This window comes from Aromatoleum toluclasticum ATCC 700605 (assembly GCF_000378245.1).
GTDB classification, from domain to species: domain Bacteria; phylum Pseudomonadota; class Gammaproteobacteria; order Burkholderiales; family Rhodocyclaceae; genus Aromatoleum; species Aromatoleum toluclasticum.
On the sequence record NZ_KB899508.1, the window covers coordinates 25,613 to 41,070 of the forward strand.

The 15,458-nt window shown below is 63.4% G+C and carries 14 protein-coding genes; 6 read left to right on the plus strand and 8 right to left on the minus strand.

Annotated features, from left to right (window positions below):
* Positions 1–6: 6 nt before the first annotated feature.
* From F464_RS0122820 to F464_RS0122835, 4 genes are read left to right on the plus strand one after another with little or no spacing between them, the layout of a single operon-like run.
* Positions 7–717 (plus strand): SPOR domain-containing protein, encoded by a 711-nt coding sequence (locus F464_RS0122820; protein ID WP_018992181.1) that lies wholly within the window; start codon positions 7–9, stop codon positions 715–717.
* A 19-nt stretch (positions 718–736) separates the two neighbouring features.
* A complete protein-coding gene (locus F464_RS0122825; RefSeq protein WP_018992182.1) occupies positions 737–1,228 on the plus strand; it encodes a CvpA family protein in 492 nt (163 codons plus the stop codon).
* Between the two features lie 10 nt (positions 1,229–1,238).
* Positions 1,239–2,762, plus strand: coding sequence for an amidophosphoribosyltransferase (gene purF / locus F464_RS0122830; protein ID WP_026296248.1), 1,524 nt, complete (start codon positions 1,239–1,241; stop codon positions 2,760–2,762).
* A gap of 19 nt (positions 2,763–2,781) precedes the next feature.
* On the plus strand, positions 2,782–3,951 hold the full coding sequence (locus F464_RS0122835; RefSeq protein ID WP_018992184.1) for an O-succinylhomoserine sulfhydrylase: 1,170 nt from the start codon (positions 2,782–2,784) through the stop codon (positions 3,949–3,951).
* A 42-nt stretch (positions 3,952–3,993) separates the two neighbouring features.
* Here F464_RS0122835 and F464_RS30605 read toward each other — a convergent pair whose 3' ends face one another.
* Genes F464_RS30605 through F464_RS0122860 form a run of 5 tightly spaced genes read right to left on the minus strand, consistent with a single transcriptional unit; the run spans position 3,994 to position 8,240 of the window.
* Positions 3,994–4,710 (minus strand): UDP-2,3-diacylglucosamine diphosphatase, encoded by a 717-nt coding sequence (locus F464_RS30605; RefSeq protein ID WP_084600586.1) that lies wholly within the window; start codon positions 4,708–4,710, stop codon positions 3,994–3,996.
* A 38-nt stretch (positions 4,711–4,748) separates the two neighbouring features.
* Entirely contained in the window at positions 4,749–5,243 is a 495-nt protein-coding gene (locus tag F464_RS0122845; protein WP_018992186.1) for a peptidylprolyl isomerase, read from the minus strand.
* A 19-nt stretch (positions 5,244–5,262) separates the two neighbouring features.
* Positions 5,263–5,841, minus strand: a complete 579-nt coding sequence (locus F464_RS0122850) for a peptidylprolyl isomerase (protein ID WP_018992187.1) — start codon at positions 5,839–5,841, stop codon at positions 5,263–5,265.
* A gap of 39 nt (positions 5,842–5,880) precedes the next feature.
* Complete coding sequence (locus F464_RS0122855) at positions 5,881–7,095, minus strand: L,D-transpeptidase family protein (RefSeq protein WP_040395733.1); 1,215 nt, start codon at positions 7,093–7,095, stop codon at positions 5,881–5,883.
* Entirely contained in the window at positions 7,092–8,240 is a 1,149-nt protein-coding gene (locus tag F464_RS0122860; protein ID WP_018992189.1) for a nuclear transport factor 2 family protein, read from the minus strand. Before F464_RS0122860 ends, F464_RS0122855 begins: the two co-directional genes overlap by 4 nt.
* Positions 8,241–8,444: 204 nt before the next feature.
* Between F464_RS0122860 and cysS the strand changes: the two genes are divergently transcribed.
* The gene (gene cysS, locus F464_RS0122865) at positions 8,445–9,827 is read left to right on the plus strand and encodes a cysteine--tRNA ligase (protein ID WP_018992190.1); all 1,383 of its coding nucleotides are present in this window, start codon (positions 8,445–8,447) and stop codon (positions 9,825–9,827) included.
* 112 nt (positions 9,828–9,939) lie between these two features.
* Here the strand turns inward: cysS and dnaJ are convergent, their stop codons facing one another.
* From dnaJ to grpE, 3 genes are all read right to left on the minus strand, one after another.
* Positions 9,940–11,067 carry a molecular chaperone DnaJ gene (gene dnaJ, locus F464_RS0122870; protein ID WP_018992191.1) on the minus strand — a complete coding sequence of 376 codons (1,128 nt, stop codon included), beginning with the start codon at positions 11,065–11,067 and terminating at the stop codon, positions 9,940–9,942.
* Positions 11,068–11,183: 116 nt separating this feature from the next.
* Complete coding sequence (dnaK, locus tag F464_RS0122875; protein WP_018992192.1) at positions 11,184–13,121, minus strand: molecular chaperone DnaK; 1,938 nt, start codon at positions 13,119–13,121, stop codon at positions 11,184–11,186.
* A 130-nt stretch (positions 13,122–13,251) separates the two neighbouring features.
* Complete coding sequence (gene grpE / locus F464_RS0122880; protein WP_018992193.1) at positions 13,252–13,830, minus strand: nucleotide exchange factor GrpE; 579 nt, start codon at positions 13,828–13,830, stop codon at positions 13,252–13,254.
* Positions 13,831–14,001: 171 nt separating this feature from the next.
* On the opposite strand from grpE, the gene F464_RS0122885 reads away from it, so the two are divergent.
* A complete protein-coding gene (locus F464_RS0122885) occupies positions 14,002–15,363 on the plus strand; it encodes a serine/threonine-protein kinase (protein ID WP_018992194.1) in 1,362 nt (453 codons plus the stop codon).
* Positions 15,364–15,458 lie beyond the last annotated feature (95 nt).

Consider the following 15,458-nt stretch of genomic DNA (forward strand, 5'->3'; position numbering starts at 1 on the left):
CTCCGCGTGACCGATAGCGACAACGTCGAACTCAAGAAGCGCGCCAGGCGCCGCTTGGTGGGGGCGGCTGCTCTGGCGCTGCTCGCCGCGATCATCCTCCCCATGGTGATGGATCAGGAGCCGAGCGCCCCGGCGCAGGATATTCAGGTAACGATTCCCGACCGCGAGGCTGACAACACCCTGTCGCGTCCTATTGCCAGCCGCCCGGCACGCGAATCCGAGCCGCAACTTGCGCCGGCTCCCGAAGAACAGCCGCCCGCACCTGCCTCTCCGGACGTGCCACGGCAGGATACCGCCGCAAGGATCGCTCCGCCTCCGCAACGTCCCGCTCCGTCGCACGTTGCGAGTGACGTGCCAAAGGCTCCAGCCCCCGCAAGCGCTGCGGCGGAGCCCCTGAAGCCCGCGCCTTTGCCGCCGGTCAAGAATACTGCGACCGATAGCGGCCGTGCCCAGGCAATCCTGGAGGGCAAGCCGACTGCAGCTTCCACGGCCGCAGCGGGAAGCGCCTTCGTCGTTCAGATCGGTGCCTTCGGTGACGGCGGCAAGGCGGCATTGATTGCGGCAGACCTGAAAAGACGAGGGTTCTCCGCCTACACTGAAAAAGTTGGCGCGGTGACGCGCGTGCGGGTCGGACCATTCGGCGGACGTGAGGATGCCGAGAGGGCCGCCCAGCGCGTCCGGGCGAGCGGAATGAGCGGTTCGGTCGTGCCGAAATGAGCACGCGCAGATCCCTGCGATGACGGTATTCGATTACGTATTCCTCGGAGTTCTCGCCTTGTCGGCGGCGGTCGGCGTGTGGCGCGGGCTGGTTAGCGAGGTGATCGCGCTGCTTGCGTGGGCGGTCGCGCTCTTTGCGGCCTGGCGTTACGCTGGCGAAGCGGCGGCGCTGTTTGGCGGCATGATTGTCGAACCGGCCTGGCGGCAGATCGCAGGGTTCGCGCTGATCTTCGTCGCGGTCCTGATGCTTGCCGCCTTGTTGCGTTACCTGCTTCGCGAACTGCTCAAGGCGGTTGGGCTGGGTACGGCCGACCGTGTGTTCGGCGCCTTGTTCGGTGTCGCCCGCGGCGTTGCCATCGCGCTCGCGGTGGTGCTGCTCGGCGGCGTGATCGGAATTGCGCGCGAACCGTGGTGGTCCAACGCAATGTTCGCTCCTCCGCTGGAGACGGCGGTCATCGCTGCCAAACCGTGGCTGCCCGACGTGGTGGCTACAAAGATTCGATTCAGATAGGTGCTATTCCATGTGCGGAATCATTGGGGTCGTTGCAAATTCCCCGGTCAATCAGTTGCTTTATGACGGCCTGCAGGTGCTGCAGCACCGCGGACAGGATGCGGCGGGCATCGCGACGTCGGAGGGCGGGCGCTTCCTCATGCACAAGGGGCCCGGGCTCGTGCGCGACGTGTTCCGCACCCGCAACATGCGCAATCTGGTCGGCAACTGGGGTATCGGCCATGTCCGCTACCCGACCGCGGGGTCGGCCTGCAATCCGGCCGAAGCGCAGCCTTTCTATGTCAATTCGCCCTTCGGCCTGCTGCTGGCCCATAACGGCAACCTGACGAATTCGGAGGAACTGAAGCGCGAGATGTTCCTCTCCGACCTGCGCCACATCAACACCAACTCTGATTCGGAGGTGCTGCTGAATGTGCTCGCGCACGAACTTCAGGCGGCCGCCAAGGGCTTCAAGCTCGACGAAGACGCGGTGTTCCGCGCCGTGGCGGGCGTGCATCGCCGTTGCCGTGGCGCCTACGCGGTCGTTGTGATGATCGCCGGCTACGGGCTGCTCGCCTTCCGTGATCCGTTCGGCATTCGTCCGCTCGTCGTCGGGCGCAACGATGCCAATGGTGGTCACGAGTGGCTCGTCGCATCCGAGTCGGTGGCGATGGACGTGCTCGGGTTCAAGACGCTGCGTGACGTGGCGCCGGGCGAAGCGATCCTCATCGATACACAGGGCAATTTCCGCAGTCGCCAGTGTGCGGAAAAGACCGTCGAAGCGCCGTGCATGTTCGAGTTCGTGTACCTCGCGCGACCGGATTCGGTGATAGACGGCGTCTCGGTATACGAGTCGCGCGTGAAGATGGGTGAATTCCTCGCCGACAAACTCAAGCGCGTGGTACCACACGCGGACATCGACGTCGTGATCCCCATCCCCGATTCCAGCCGCCCCGCTGCGATGGAGATGGCCCATCGGCTGAACCTCCCGTACCGCGAAGGCTTCGTGAAGAACCGCTACATCGGGCGCACCTTCATCATGCCTGGCCAGGCGACGCGGCGTAAATCGGTGCGCCAGAAGCTCAACACCATCCCGCAGGAATTCAGGGGCAAGAAGGTGCTGCTGGTCGACGACTCCATCGTCCGTGGCACCACGAGCCGCGAGATCGTCACGATGGCTCGCGAAGCCGGTGCGGTGAAGGTGTACCTCGCGTCAGCGGCGCCGCCGGTCCGCTATGCGAATGTGTACGGCATCGACATGCCGACCCGCACCGAACTGATCGCGGCCGATCGCAACGAGGAAGAGATCTGCCGCGTCATCGGGGCTGACGGCCTGATCTATCAAGACATCGCCGATCTCAAGGCTGCTGTCCGTGCGGTCAATCCCGCGATCAAGTTCTTCGAGACCTCCTGTTTCGACGGCTCCTACATCACTGGTGATATCACTCCCGAATACCTGAGCGGCGTTGAGAACCAGCGCGGCGAGAGCAAGTCGGGTGACGACGGCGAAGGCGGGCAACTCGACCTGAACCTGGTCGCCAATCAGGACAACTGAGCAGGACAACCGGGCGGACATGAGCGAGTACGAGTTCGACACCCTGGCGGTACGCGCGGGCATTGCGCGCAGCCAGTTCAACGAACACAGCGAAGCTCTCTATCTTACGTCGAGCTTCGTGTTCGAGAGTGCCGCGCAGGCAGCAGCCCGCTTCTCGGGCGCGGATGAGGGCAACGTCTACGCGCGCTTCACGAACCCGACCGTAACCGCGATGCAGCAGCGCCTCGCCGCCCTGGAAGGGGGCGAATCCTGTGTCGCGACCGCCTCGGGTATGTCTGCGATTCTCTCGCTGGCGATGGCAACCCTGCAGGCGGGTGACCATGTGGTTGCGTCGATGGGCCTTTTCGGAGCGACGCAGCAGCTCTTCGGGACGATCCTCGCGAAGTTCGGCATCGAGACGACCTTCGTGCCCGCGACGGATCTGGATGCCTATCGTGCTGCGATCAAGGCGCGCACGCGCTTATTCTTCATCGAAACGCCGTCGAACCCTCTCACCGAGGTTATCGACATCGCCGGCGTGGCAGAGATCGCGCACGCTGCCAGCGCGATCCTCGCCGTCGACAATTGTTTCTGCACTCCCGCGCTTCAGCGCCCGCTCGAGCTGGGGGCCGACGTCGTCGTGCATTCCGCGACGAAATACCTGGATGGCCAAGGCCGGGTGTTAGGCGGTGCGGTCGTCGGCAAGAAAGTCATCGTCGATGAAGTGCTGAAGTTCCTGCGCACGGCCGGACCTTCAATTTCACCCTTCAACGCGTGGGTGATCCTTAAGGGGCTGGAAACCTTGCGCATCCGCATGGAGGCGCAGTCGGCAACCGCACTCGACCTCGCGAGCTGGCTCGAGCAGCAGGCCGGGGTCGTGAGGGTGCATTACCCCGGCCTGGTCTCCCACCCGCAGCACGAACTCGCGATGCTCCAGCAGAAGTCCGGCGGGGCGATCGTCAGCTTCGAGGTCGCCGGCGGGCGTGAGGGCGCATGGCGGGTCGTGGATTCGACGCGCATGATCTCGATCACCGCGAACCTTGGCGATGCCAAGACCACCATTACCCACCCGGCCTCCACTACGCATGGGCGCATCAGCGCCGAAGCGCGTGCTGCGGCTGGCATTACCGAAGGATTGCTGAGGATAGCAGTCGGGCTGGAGTCGGTCGAGGATCTGCGCGCGGATCTGGCGCGCGGCCTGGCGGGCTGACAGTCGTCATAGGGGCGGGCGCCCGGCGCTCGCGGGAATTCGTCAAGGGCCGGGGCTGAAGGCTGCTCCGTCCCAGTGCAGCCAGGTCGCCGTTCCGCGCCAGTCGGAGAGAACCCAGCGTTCGCACGCAAGGCCGTCTACATGATGTATATGGTGTGCCGGCCGGTGCGTGTGGCCATGGATGAGTGTCGGGTAATCGTGTGCACGCAGCAGGGCATCGACGGCTGCCGAGTTTACATCCATGATCTCCAGAGCCTTTTCCTGCTTTGCGGTTTCGCTGTGCCGGCGCAGGCTCTCAATCATCAGTTTGCGTTCTTCGAGGGGGCGGGCAAGAAATGCCCTCTGCCACTGAGGGGCGCGGACCTGATGTCGAAAAGCCTGATAGGTGTGGTCATCGGTGCAAAGGTTGTCGCCATGGGTGACCAGCACCCGCCGCCCGTCGAGATCGAGCACCGTGGGATCGGCGAGGATGTTCAGGCCGGCATCGCGGGCGAAGACCTCGCCAACGAGGAAATCGCGATTTCCTGCGATAAAGCCGATTCGAGTACCTTGTGCTGCGAGTGTCGCAAGGGCCTCTCCGACCTCGCGGTTCAGCGGGGTATCGCGATCGTCGTCTCCGGCCCAGTACTCGAACAGATCCCCTAGGATGTACAGGGCATCCACGTCGCGCGCCAACCCTGCAAGCAGGTCAAGGAAAGCACGGGTGTTTTCCGGGCAATGGTCCGAGAGGTGCAGATCCGCGATGAAGAGGGCCGACATGCGTGTATGGAATGCTGGAGCAGGTCGGCCCGACCGAATCAGACGATTTCGGCGCGTTCGATGATGACGTCCTCGACCGGCACGTCCTGGTGGAAGCCGCTCGAACCCGTACGCACCGCGCGAATGCTGTTCACGACGTCCATACCCTCAGTGACGCGGCCGAAAACGCAGTAGCCCCAACCCTGGATGTCCGGCGCGCGGTAATTGAGGAAGTCGTTGTCGACGACGTTGATGAAGAACTGGGCCGTGGCGGAGTGGGGCGCCTGGGTGCGCGCCATCGCGATCGTGCCCACGAGATTCTTCAGTCCGTTGTCGGCCTCGTTCTTGATCTCCGCGCGGGTGGGCTTCTGCGTCATGCCGGGCTCGAAACCGCCGCCCTGAATCATGAAGTTCTTGATCACGCGATGGAAGATCGTGTTGTCGTAGTGGCCGGCGCTGACGTAGTCGAGGAAGTTCTTGACCGTTTCCGGTGCCTTGTCCGCGTCGAGTTCGAGGGTGATCGTGCCGTGGTTCGTATGAAGTTTGACTGCCATGTGGGGCTCCTTGGGGGCGTTACTTGGTTTGACCTGTCTTGGCCGACTCGATGAGGCGGACCGATTCGATGATCATCGGTTCGGCCGGGACGTCGGGCATGCCGCGAACGACGCCGGTGCGCGTCTTGCCGATCTTCTGGACGACGTCCAGGCCGCTCGTGACCTTGCCGAACACGGTATAGCCCCAGCCGTCGCGCGACGGGTAATCGAGGAAGTTGTTGTCGGCGAGGTTGATAAAGAACTGGGCGGTGGCGGAATGAGGGGCGGAGGTCCGTGCCATTGCGAGCGTACCCGTTTCGTTGCGCAGGCCGTTCTTGGCTTCGTTCTCGATCGGCGCGCGCGTCGGTTTCTGGTTCAGCGATCCGTCGAAGCCTCCGCCCTGGATCATGAAGCCGTCGATGACGCGGTGGAAGATGGTGCCGTTGTAGTGGCCGCTCTTCGCGTACTCGAGAAAATTCTCGACAGACTTGGGCGCCTTGTCGGCAAACAGTTCGAGCATGATGATGCCCTGGCTGGTCCGCATTTCGATGACGGGATTGGCGGCCTGCGCGATGGCGCAGCAGAGGAGGAGGAACAGGCCTGCAAATAGGCGTTTCATGTCGAGCTTCCGTTCGGGAGTGAAATTGTCGGTCGGCCCTCAGGCCTTGCCTTCATAGACGATCTTCCAGCGGCCGCCTTCCTTGAGCCAATACTGGCGCTTGCGGATACGGTCGGAAAGGTCGTCGCTGCGATAATCCTGCTCAAAGGTCACGACCACGATGTCGTCGCGTCCCGGATTCCGGAACATGCTCAATTTGTCGAGGCGCACCTTGATCCATTGGCGGCTCGCCGCGACCTTGCGCTTCTGTTCCGACCATTCCGCGAGATTCTGCGTGTCGCTGCGGAAGTCCTTCGAATAGTGCGAGAGGTAACGGCCCACGTCGCCGGCCCTTTCCCAGTCGCGGCGCCAGTCTTCGATTGCAAGCTGCAGGTTGCGACGTTCCGCCTGCCAGTCGTCCAGCGACAGCCATTCGATTTCGTTGCTGATGATCACCGGTGTCAGTCCGGGCTCGACGAAGTTCGAAAGCTTGAGAAAGTCCTGATTCGCGAGCGTGACACAGCCTTCGGACGATAGCGGCGGGCGGGCGTAGGTGTTGCTCGGTGTCCCGTGCAGCCAGATTCCGTGTCCGGTGCGGCCGAGCCGTCGGTCCCATTCGTTCGGATAATTGATCGGGAAGGCTCCGCTGCCGTAAAGATCCGGCAGTTTGGCCTGCTCGATGAAGGAGGTCACTTCATACACGCCGAGCGGAGTCTTGTTGTCGCCTTCGACGCGCTTGTCCGTGCCGCCCTTGCCATGACTGATGTAGTAGTCGGCGACGAAGCGCGGTTTTCCGCCCTCGTTGGCGTACACGTACAGACGTGCGCGCTTGGTGTCGACGACGACCGCAAAGCGCTGGTCCGGTCCCATCTGCAGCAGGTAGCGCGGGATGTAGGTCGCCGCGGCGGGGCGCTCGCGATAGGCGCGCAGCCGCGCAATTGCTTCGTCGCGCAGTTCATTGACCCGTTCGGCTGGCGCCGACGCATTGCCGAACGTCGAGATCGGCTTGGAGCGGGCCAGCAGCAGGTCGCCCTTGATCAGATGGGCGAGCCGGAAATTGGGGTAGGCCCGCAGCAGTTCCTCTGTTCTTTGGAGTGCCGCATCGAGCCGGTTCGCTTCGATCTCGATGAAGACGTATTCGAGCGATGCGTCCGGGCCGGAATCGGAGATGCCACGTGGAGCCGGTGCGCCAGCGGCCGCCAGCGGCAGGATCGCCGCGGCCAGCATTGCGAGTAGTCGGGCGAACGGCATTCGCCCGAGGGGTATCCCCTTCATCCTCCGACGCGCTCCTGTCGAATGCGCCACGAACCATTACGCTTGACGAGTTCGATTGTCTTTGTCGTGCTGGAGGTGAAGCCTGAGGACTCGTAGTTTTGACGGAAACGTACCGTTGCGACGTCGCCTTCGATCTTCGTGTTGGGCTTGTCGATCTCGACGGCAATACGGCCGGGCTTGCCCACGCGTTGCTCGCGCTCGTCTTCCCAGGCCTTGCGAGGCACGCCGCCCGGGGTACGGAAGTCCTTGTCGTAGAAGCCGAGGTAAGCCTTTATGTCCTTGCGCGACCACGCCTTGGCCCACGCTTCGACGGTCTGTAGTGCCTCGCGCTCGGCGTTGGAGTCGGTCGCGGCGACGACAGCGGGTTCTGGCGCTGCAGGGCGGGGCGTGTGCGGCGCAGCCGCAGATGCGGGCGATGCGGCCGGGGCTGTCGGTACGCCCGCGGGGGGCGGTACGACGACAGGCGCTGCCGGTTTGGCAGCCGGGGTGGTCGTGGTGGCTGCTGGCGGTGCGGACGGCGCGGGGGCCGCCGGCGCAGCTGCGACGACCGCCGCCGGTGCTGAGGCCGGAGCGGGAACAGCAGTAATGCGTGACTGCCCGCCCTGCCCGGCGACACGCGGCCGCGTACCGGAGGACATCATCTCGCGGATCAGCGCGAGCTTGGACTGTGCGGCCGCATTGGCGGAGTCGAGCTGAAAGGCCTTGTCGTAGGCCTGGCTCGCGAGGCGTGCGTAGACGTCGCCGAGGTTCTCGTGCGCCGTCGCATAGCTCGGATGGGTGCGAATCGCCATTTCCAGGGCTGCGCGCGCCTTGTCGTACTGGCGCTGCTGCGCGTATAGGACCGCAAGGTTGTTATAGGGCTCGGGCAGCTCGGGGAAATCCTCGGTGAGCTTCTGGAACACCGCGACGGCTTCGTCCTGGCGATTGAGTTCGGTGAGGGCAATTCCCTTAAGGAAGCGCGCCTGCGGTTCCTTGGCGTTGCCTGCGAGCACCCGGTCGGCCATTGCCAGCGCCTGCGCATGCTGGCCCTGATTCACGAGCGATTGAATCTGGGCGACGTTGTCGGCCGCGTGCAGCAGTGGAGCCGCGCCGAGGCCGACGATGAGGGCCATCACAGCCAGGGCGGAATTGGGACGCATGTTCATTGTGTTAGAATCGGTCGGTTTCCGTTGATTTACGCGGATTTAACGTAACATTCTATCAAATAACGGGAGCTGCATCACGGCGGGACAGTGGCCCCGGTGCGAATGCTGCGGTTCTCTTCGACGCGTTCCGGATAGTGGCTCGCCTGTGAGCGGAAAACTGTTCCGTCGAATGCTGTCTTTCTGTGCCGCCTTGCGGAAAATGCCATGCTTCAGATCCACAACACACTGACGCGAAAGAAAGAAATCTTCATTCCGATCGAGCCCGGAAAGGTTCGGATGTATGTATGTGGCATGACGGTGTATGACTTTTGCCACCTTGGTCATGCCCGCGTGATGGTTGTGTTCGACATGGTCGCGCGTTGGCTGCGGGCCAGTGGCTTCGATCTTGCGTATGTCCGGAATATTACGGATATCGATGACAAGATCATTCGTCGTGCTAGGGAGAACGGGGAGTCGATCCGCGTGCTGACCGATCGCTTCATCGCCGCAATGCATGAGGACGCGGATGCGCTCGGCGTGACCCGACCCGACCACGAACCGCGTGCGACGGAGTACGTGGGGCAGATGCAATCGCTGATCGAGCGCTTGCACGACAAGGGGCTCGCGTACGTCGCAGAGAACCGCGACGTGTGCTACTCGGTGCGCAAGTTCAACGGCTACGGCAAGCTGTCGGGCAAGTCGCTGGACGAACTGCGTGCCGGCGAACGTGTGGAGATTGCGGGCGAAAAGAACGACCCCCTCGATTTCGTGCTGTGGAAGCATGCGCGCACCGAGGAGCCCGCGGAGGTGAAGTGGACGTCGCCGTGGGGGGAAGGCCGCCCCGGCTGGCACATTGAATGCTCCGCGATGAGCTCGGACCTGCTCGGCGACCATTTCGACATCCACGGCGGCGGGCAGGACTTGCAGTTCCCGCATCATGAAAACGAAATCGCGCAGTCGGAGGGGGCCCATGGCCACACCTTCGTGAACTACTGGATGCATAACGGCTTCGTCCGCGTCGATGACGAGAAGATGTCGAAGTCGCTCGGCAATTTCTTCACGATCCGTGACGTGCTGAAGAAGTACGACGCCGAAGTGGTGCGCTTCTTCATTCTCCGTGCGCACTATCGCAGTCCGCTCAATTACTCGGACGCCCATCTCGAGGATGCCCGCCAGTCGCTCACTCGATTGTATACGGCGCTGCGCAACGTCGCGCCGGCGGATGCTTCGATCGATTGGGAGGAGACGCACGCGCGGCGCTTCCGCGAAGCGATGGATGATGATTTCAATACCGCCGAGGCGGTCGCCGTGCTGTTCGATCTCGCGAACGAGGCGAATCGCAGCGGCTCTGCGGCCGTGGCGGCCCAGCTGAAGGGTTTGGGCGGGGTGCTGGGCCTGCTCGGCCGCGACCCGCTTGCCTTCCTCCAGGGCGGTGCTTCGGAAGCGGGGGGTGACGAGGCGGGCGAGATCGAGGCGTTGATCGGGCAGCGCGCACAGGCCAAGGAGGCGAAAGATTTCGCCGAGGCAGACCGGATCCGTGCCGAGCTGCTGGCGCGAGGCATCGCGCTCGAGGACTCGCCGCAGGGTACCCTGTGGCGGCGCGCATAAGCGCCTGATGGGTTTGTGCCCCGCGATGCGGGGCGCAAACGGGCGGACTCGAACGGACTCCGAGTCTGCCGTGCCGTGGTTGCCCTCGGCGCGGCCGGGGTCCGTGCGGGCGTCAGCCGCCGAAAAACTCCTTCACCTTGTCCATCCAGGACTTGGCCTTGGGGTTGTGGCGATCCGCATCGCCACGTGACACTTCCTCGAATTCACGCAACAGTTCCTTCTGACGCTCGGTGAGGTTCACCGGGGTCTCGACGACGACGTGGCACATGAGGTCGCCGTGGGCCTGTGAGCGCACATTGCGGATACCCTTGCCACGCAGGCGGAAGACGCGCCCGCTCTGGGTCTCGGCCGGAATCTTGAGGCGTGCCATGCCCTCGAGCGTCGGGATCTCGATCTCTCCGCCCAGCGCAGCGGTCGTGAAGCTGATAGGCATCTCGCAGTGCAGGTCGTCGTGTTCGCGCTGGAACACCGAGTGCTGGCGAATGTGAATCTCGACGTAGAGATCGCCCGAGGGGCCGCCATTGACGCCCGGCTCACCGTGGCCGGCGTGGCGCAGGCGCATGCCTTCGTCAATGCCTGCAGGAATCTTCACTTCCAGCGTCTTCTGGCGCTTCACACGGCCGGCGCCGCCGCAGTCGCGGCAGGGGTCGGGAATGATGCGGCCGGTGCCGTGGCACTTCGGGCAGGTCTGCTGAATCGAGAAGAAGCCCTGCTGGATGCGCACCTGGCCGGCGCCGCCGCAGGTGGGGCAGGGCTTGGGCTGGGTGCCCGGCTTTGCGCCACTGCCGTGGCAGGTGTCGCACTCTTCCACGGTCGGAATGCGGATCGTTTTCTCCGCTCCGCGTGCGGCTTCTTCCAGCGAAATCTCGAGGTTGTAGCGCAGGTCGGCGCCGCGATAGACATTCGAGCGGCCGCGACCGCCGCCGCCACCGAAGATATCGCCGAAAATGTCCGAGAAAGCGTCGGAAAAGCCGTCAAAGCCCTGTCCGCCCGGGCCGGGACCGGCGGAAGGATCGACCCCGGCGTGGCCGTAGCGATCGTAGGCGCCGCGCTTTTGTGCGTCGGAGAGGATCTCATAGGCCTCCTTGGCCTCCTTGAACTTCTCCTCGGCCTCCTTGTTGTCCGGATTGCGGTCCGGATGGTGCTTCATGGCCAGCTTGCGGTAGGCCTTCTTGATTTCGTCGTCCGCGGCGTCGCGATTGACGCCAAGTACGTCGTAGTAATCCCGTTTCGTTGCCATTTTCTGTCGCTCAGGCTGGGGTGGCCGCACGGGCCACCCTGTCATGCAAAGGCCGAGCCTGCCGGAAATGCTGACCCGGCGTCGGCTCGGCCATCATCTCGCCGCCTGGCGAGCGGTCACTTCTTGTCTTTGACCTCGGTGAACTCGGCGTCGACCACGTCGGCATCAGCCGCCTTCGATCCGCCTGCCGATGCACCGCCGGCGGACGCTCCGGCTGCACCCGCCTCGGCGCCCTGGGTCTGGGCGTACATCTGTTCGCCGAGCTTCTGGCTAGCCATCGCGAGGGCCTGGGTCTTGGCTTCGATGGTGGCCTTGTCGTTGCTCTTCAGCGACTCTTCCGCCTCCTTGATCGCGGCTTCGATCTTCGCCTTTTCTTCGGCGTCGATCTTGTCACCGTACTCGGTCAGCGATTTCTTCACCGAATGCACCAGCGCATCGCACTGGTTACGCGTGTCGACCAGCTCGTGGGCCTTCTTGTCTTCTTCGGCGTGCGCAGCGGCGTCATTCACCATGCGCTGGATTTCTTCATCCGACAGACCGGAGTTGGCCTGGATCTTGATCTTGTTTTCCTTGCCGGTGGCTTTGTCCTTGGCCGATACGTGGAGGATGCCGTTGGCGTCGATGTCGAAAGTGACTTCGATTTGCGGCATGCCGCGCGGTGCCGGCGGGATGTCGGACAGGTTGAACTGGCCGAGGCTCTTGTTGCCGGCAGCCATTTCACGTTCGCCCTGCAGGACGTGGATGGTCACGGCGTTCTGATTGTCGTCCGCCGTGGAGAACACCTGGCTCGCCTTGGTCGGGATCGTGGTGTTCTTCTGGATCAGCTTCGTCATGACGCCACCGAGGGTCTCGATACCCAGCGACAGCGGGGTGACGTCGAGCAGCAGCACGTCCTTGACTTCGCCCTGCAGCACACCGCCCTGGATCGAGGCACCGACGGCGACGGCTTCGTCCGGATTTACGTCCTTGCGCGGCTCCTGGCCGAAGAACTCCTTCACCTTCTCCTGCACCTTCGGCATGCGCGTCTGGCCGCCGACGAGGATCACGTCGTCGATGTCGCTGATCTTGACGCCGGCGTCCTTCAGCGCGACCCGGCACGGCTCGATCGTGCGCTGCACGAGATCCTCGACGAGCGATTCGAACTTCGCGCGCGTGATCTTGACCGCGAGGTGCTTCGGACCGGACGCGTCAGCGGTGATGTAGGGCAGGTTCACTTCGGTCTGCTGAGAAGACGACAGCTCGATCTTCGCCTTTTCGGCTGCTTCCTTCAGACGCTGCAGCGCGAGCACGTCGTTTTTGAGGTCGACGCCCTGGTCCTTCTTGAACTCGGTGACGATGTAGTCGATCAGGCGCTGGTCGAAGTCCTCGCCGCCGAGGAAGGTGTCGCCGTTGGTTGCGAGCACTTCGAACTGGTGTTCGCCGTCGATGTCGGCGATCTCGATGATCGAGATGTCGAAGGTGCCGCCGCCGAGGTCATACACGGCGATCTTGGAGTCGCCCGGCTTCTTGTCCATGCCGAAGGCTAGCGCCGCGGCCGTCGGTTCGTTGATGATGCGCTTGACTTCGAGGCCGGCGATGCGGCCAGCGTCCTTGGTCGCCTGGCGCTGGCTGTCGTTGAAGTACGCCGGCACGGTGATGACCGCTTCGGTGACTTCCTCGCCGAGGTAGTCTTCGGCGGTCTTCTTCATCTTGCGCAGCACTTCGGCCGAAACCTGCGGCGGGGCGATCTTCTTGCCGCGCACGTCGACCCATGCGTCGCCGTTGTCGGCCTTGGCGATCGTGAAGGGCATCAGGTCGATGTCCTTCTGCACTTCCTTTTCCTCGAAGCGGCGGCCGATCAGGCGCTTGACCGCGAACAGCGTGTTTCTCGCGTTCGTGACCGCTTGGCGCTTGGCCGGCGCGCCGACGAGGATCTCGCCGTCGTCCGCGTAGGCGACGATCGAGGGGGTCGTGCGTGCGCCTTCGGAGTTTTCGATGACCTTGGGCTTGCCGCCTTCCATCACGGAAACGCAGCTGTTGGTGGTGCCCAGGTCGATGCCGATGATCTTGCCCATATCAGTTCCTTTCGGTTTAGGGTGAGGCCGGGGAGGCGGGCGCTTCGCTCCGCTCGGGGGCCTCGGCTTGCCGGATTGCGTTGTCAGTTAGTTAGGGGTGTCGTCGCCGATTTCAAGTGGCAGCCGGAATTCAGGCACTCTTGCCCTTGGAGACGGTCACCATTGCCGGACGCAGCACGCGCTCGTGCAGCAGGTAGCCCTTTTGCAGAACAGTTACCACGGTGTTCGGCTCGCCGTCGGCTTCGATCATCGCGATGGCCTGGTGGCGGTTGGGGTCAAATTTGCTTCCGACCGGGTTTTCATCGGTCACGCCGGCGCTCTGGAAGGCAGCGGCGAGCTGTTTCAGGGTCAGCTCGACGCCTTCGCGCAGGCTTTCGAGTGTCTGGTTGTCGGTCGCCAGTGCGGCCTCGAGGCTGTCCTTGACGGGCAGCATGGCATTCGCGAATTTTTCCGACGCGAACTTCGATGCTTTGGTGATGTCTTCCTGCGCACGCCGGCGGATGTTTTCGGCGTCGGCCTTTGCCCGCAGCCAGGCATCATGATGCTCGGCAGCCTTCAGTTCGGCCTGGCGCAGCGATTCCTCGAGGCTGGGCATCGTCTCGCCCGTGGCTTCGGGGGCTGCTTCGTCAAGGGGGGTGTTGCCGGATTGTTCAGCGACAACCTGCAACAGCTCTTCGGGGGTCTCGGCGGAGGGCTTGTTTTCCTGCATGGGGTGGAACTCCCTGTGTTCGTTCGACGGGCGGGAGATGGGGGCAGGTGTTCCCGTTTCAAGGGTACGGTTAGAAAAAGTTTGCCGGGTTGCCCTTGAACGCCCGCGTATGTCAGGATTGAACTCCGCACAAGCTTCCAAAGCCGGGCGAGATCCGAGGCCGTATCACACATGAGCGAGATGCCGCTGACAATCGGGAAGTACCGCATCGTGAAGGAGGTGGGCCGCGGTGCGACGGCGATCGTCTATATGGCGGAGTCTGCCGACTGGCCGGTGCCGGTCGCCGTCAAGCTGATCCGTTTCAACGACAAGTCGAAGGACGAGTCGAAGTGGAACCGGCGTCTGCTGAAGCTGCTCAAGGCGGAACAGGCCGTCTCGACTCGCCTGGATCATCCGCACATCATTCACGTGCACGACGTTGTGATCGAAGCCGAGCAGGCCTACGTTGTCATGGAGTATTTCCCCGGAGAGTCACTGGAGCGCTACTGCAGCTTCGAGCATCTGCTGCCCGTCCATCGGGCGATCGGGATCGTGTTCAAGTGCTGCATGGCGCTGGACTACGCCTATCGGCAGGGCATCGTCCATCGCGACATCAAGCCGGCAAACATCCTCGTCGATGATCAGGACAACGTGAAGATCACCGACTTCGGTCTCGCGCTGAACATCAGCAAGAAGGTCGAGTCCGACTCGACCTTCATCATGGGGGTCGGCTCGCCGGCCTACATGAGCCCGGAGCAGATCAAGGGCTATCCGCTCAATCAGAAGACCGACCTGTATTCGCTCGGGGTCGTGCTGTTCAATCTCCTCACCGGGCGCCTGCCCTTCCGGGCGAGCAATCCGGCGCAGCTGATCTACAAGATCATCAATGCCGATCCGCCGCGGGTCTCGCAGCTCAATCCCGAGTTGCCGGAGCAGATCGATGCGGTGATTCGCAAGGCCCTCGAAAAGGACCTGTATTCCCGCTACAAGAACGGCGCCGAGTTCGCCAAGGAGCTCTCGACCGTACGCTACCAGCTGGTGGACGACACCTATGTGCCACCCGACACCAGCCGCTTCTCCCTGCTGCGCAAGCTGGCTTTCTTCACCGAGTTCGATGATGTCGAGCTGTGGGAGGTGCTGCGCATTTCGGCGTGGCGCGTCGTCGATTGCGGGACGACCCTCATTCGCGAGGGCGACGCGGACCAGCGCTTCGGTGTCGTCGTCGACGGCGAGGTGGAATTGTCGGTCGATGGCCGCCGTGTGACCCGACTCGGCGTGGGCGAGGTGTTCGGCGAAATCGCATGGCTCGACAGCGTCGGACATCGACACATGACGACGGTCACCTCGGCGAATCCGACGACTTATCTCGAGGTCAATCCGTCCGCCCTGGCGCTCGCGACCGACGAGTTGCGCGAGCGATTCCGTGCGATGCTGGCGACGATTGCCGTTCGGCGCCTCGGTGAAGCGCTGCGTGACCTTTCGGCAAACGGCGAGCCGGCGATGGTCAGCAAATTTACGGCGTCCGGACTCGACCTGCAGTTGGTCGAGGACTGAGCGCCCCCTGCGATCTACTCAACCGCAGGTTTTGACGGGGCAGATTTCGGAAATCTTCAGGGTGACCGCAGCGCGCGCCGGACATGCGCCCGTGG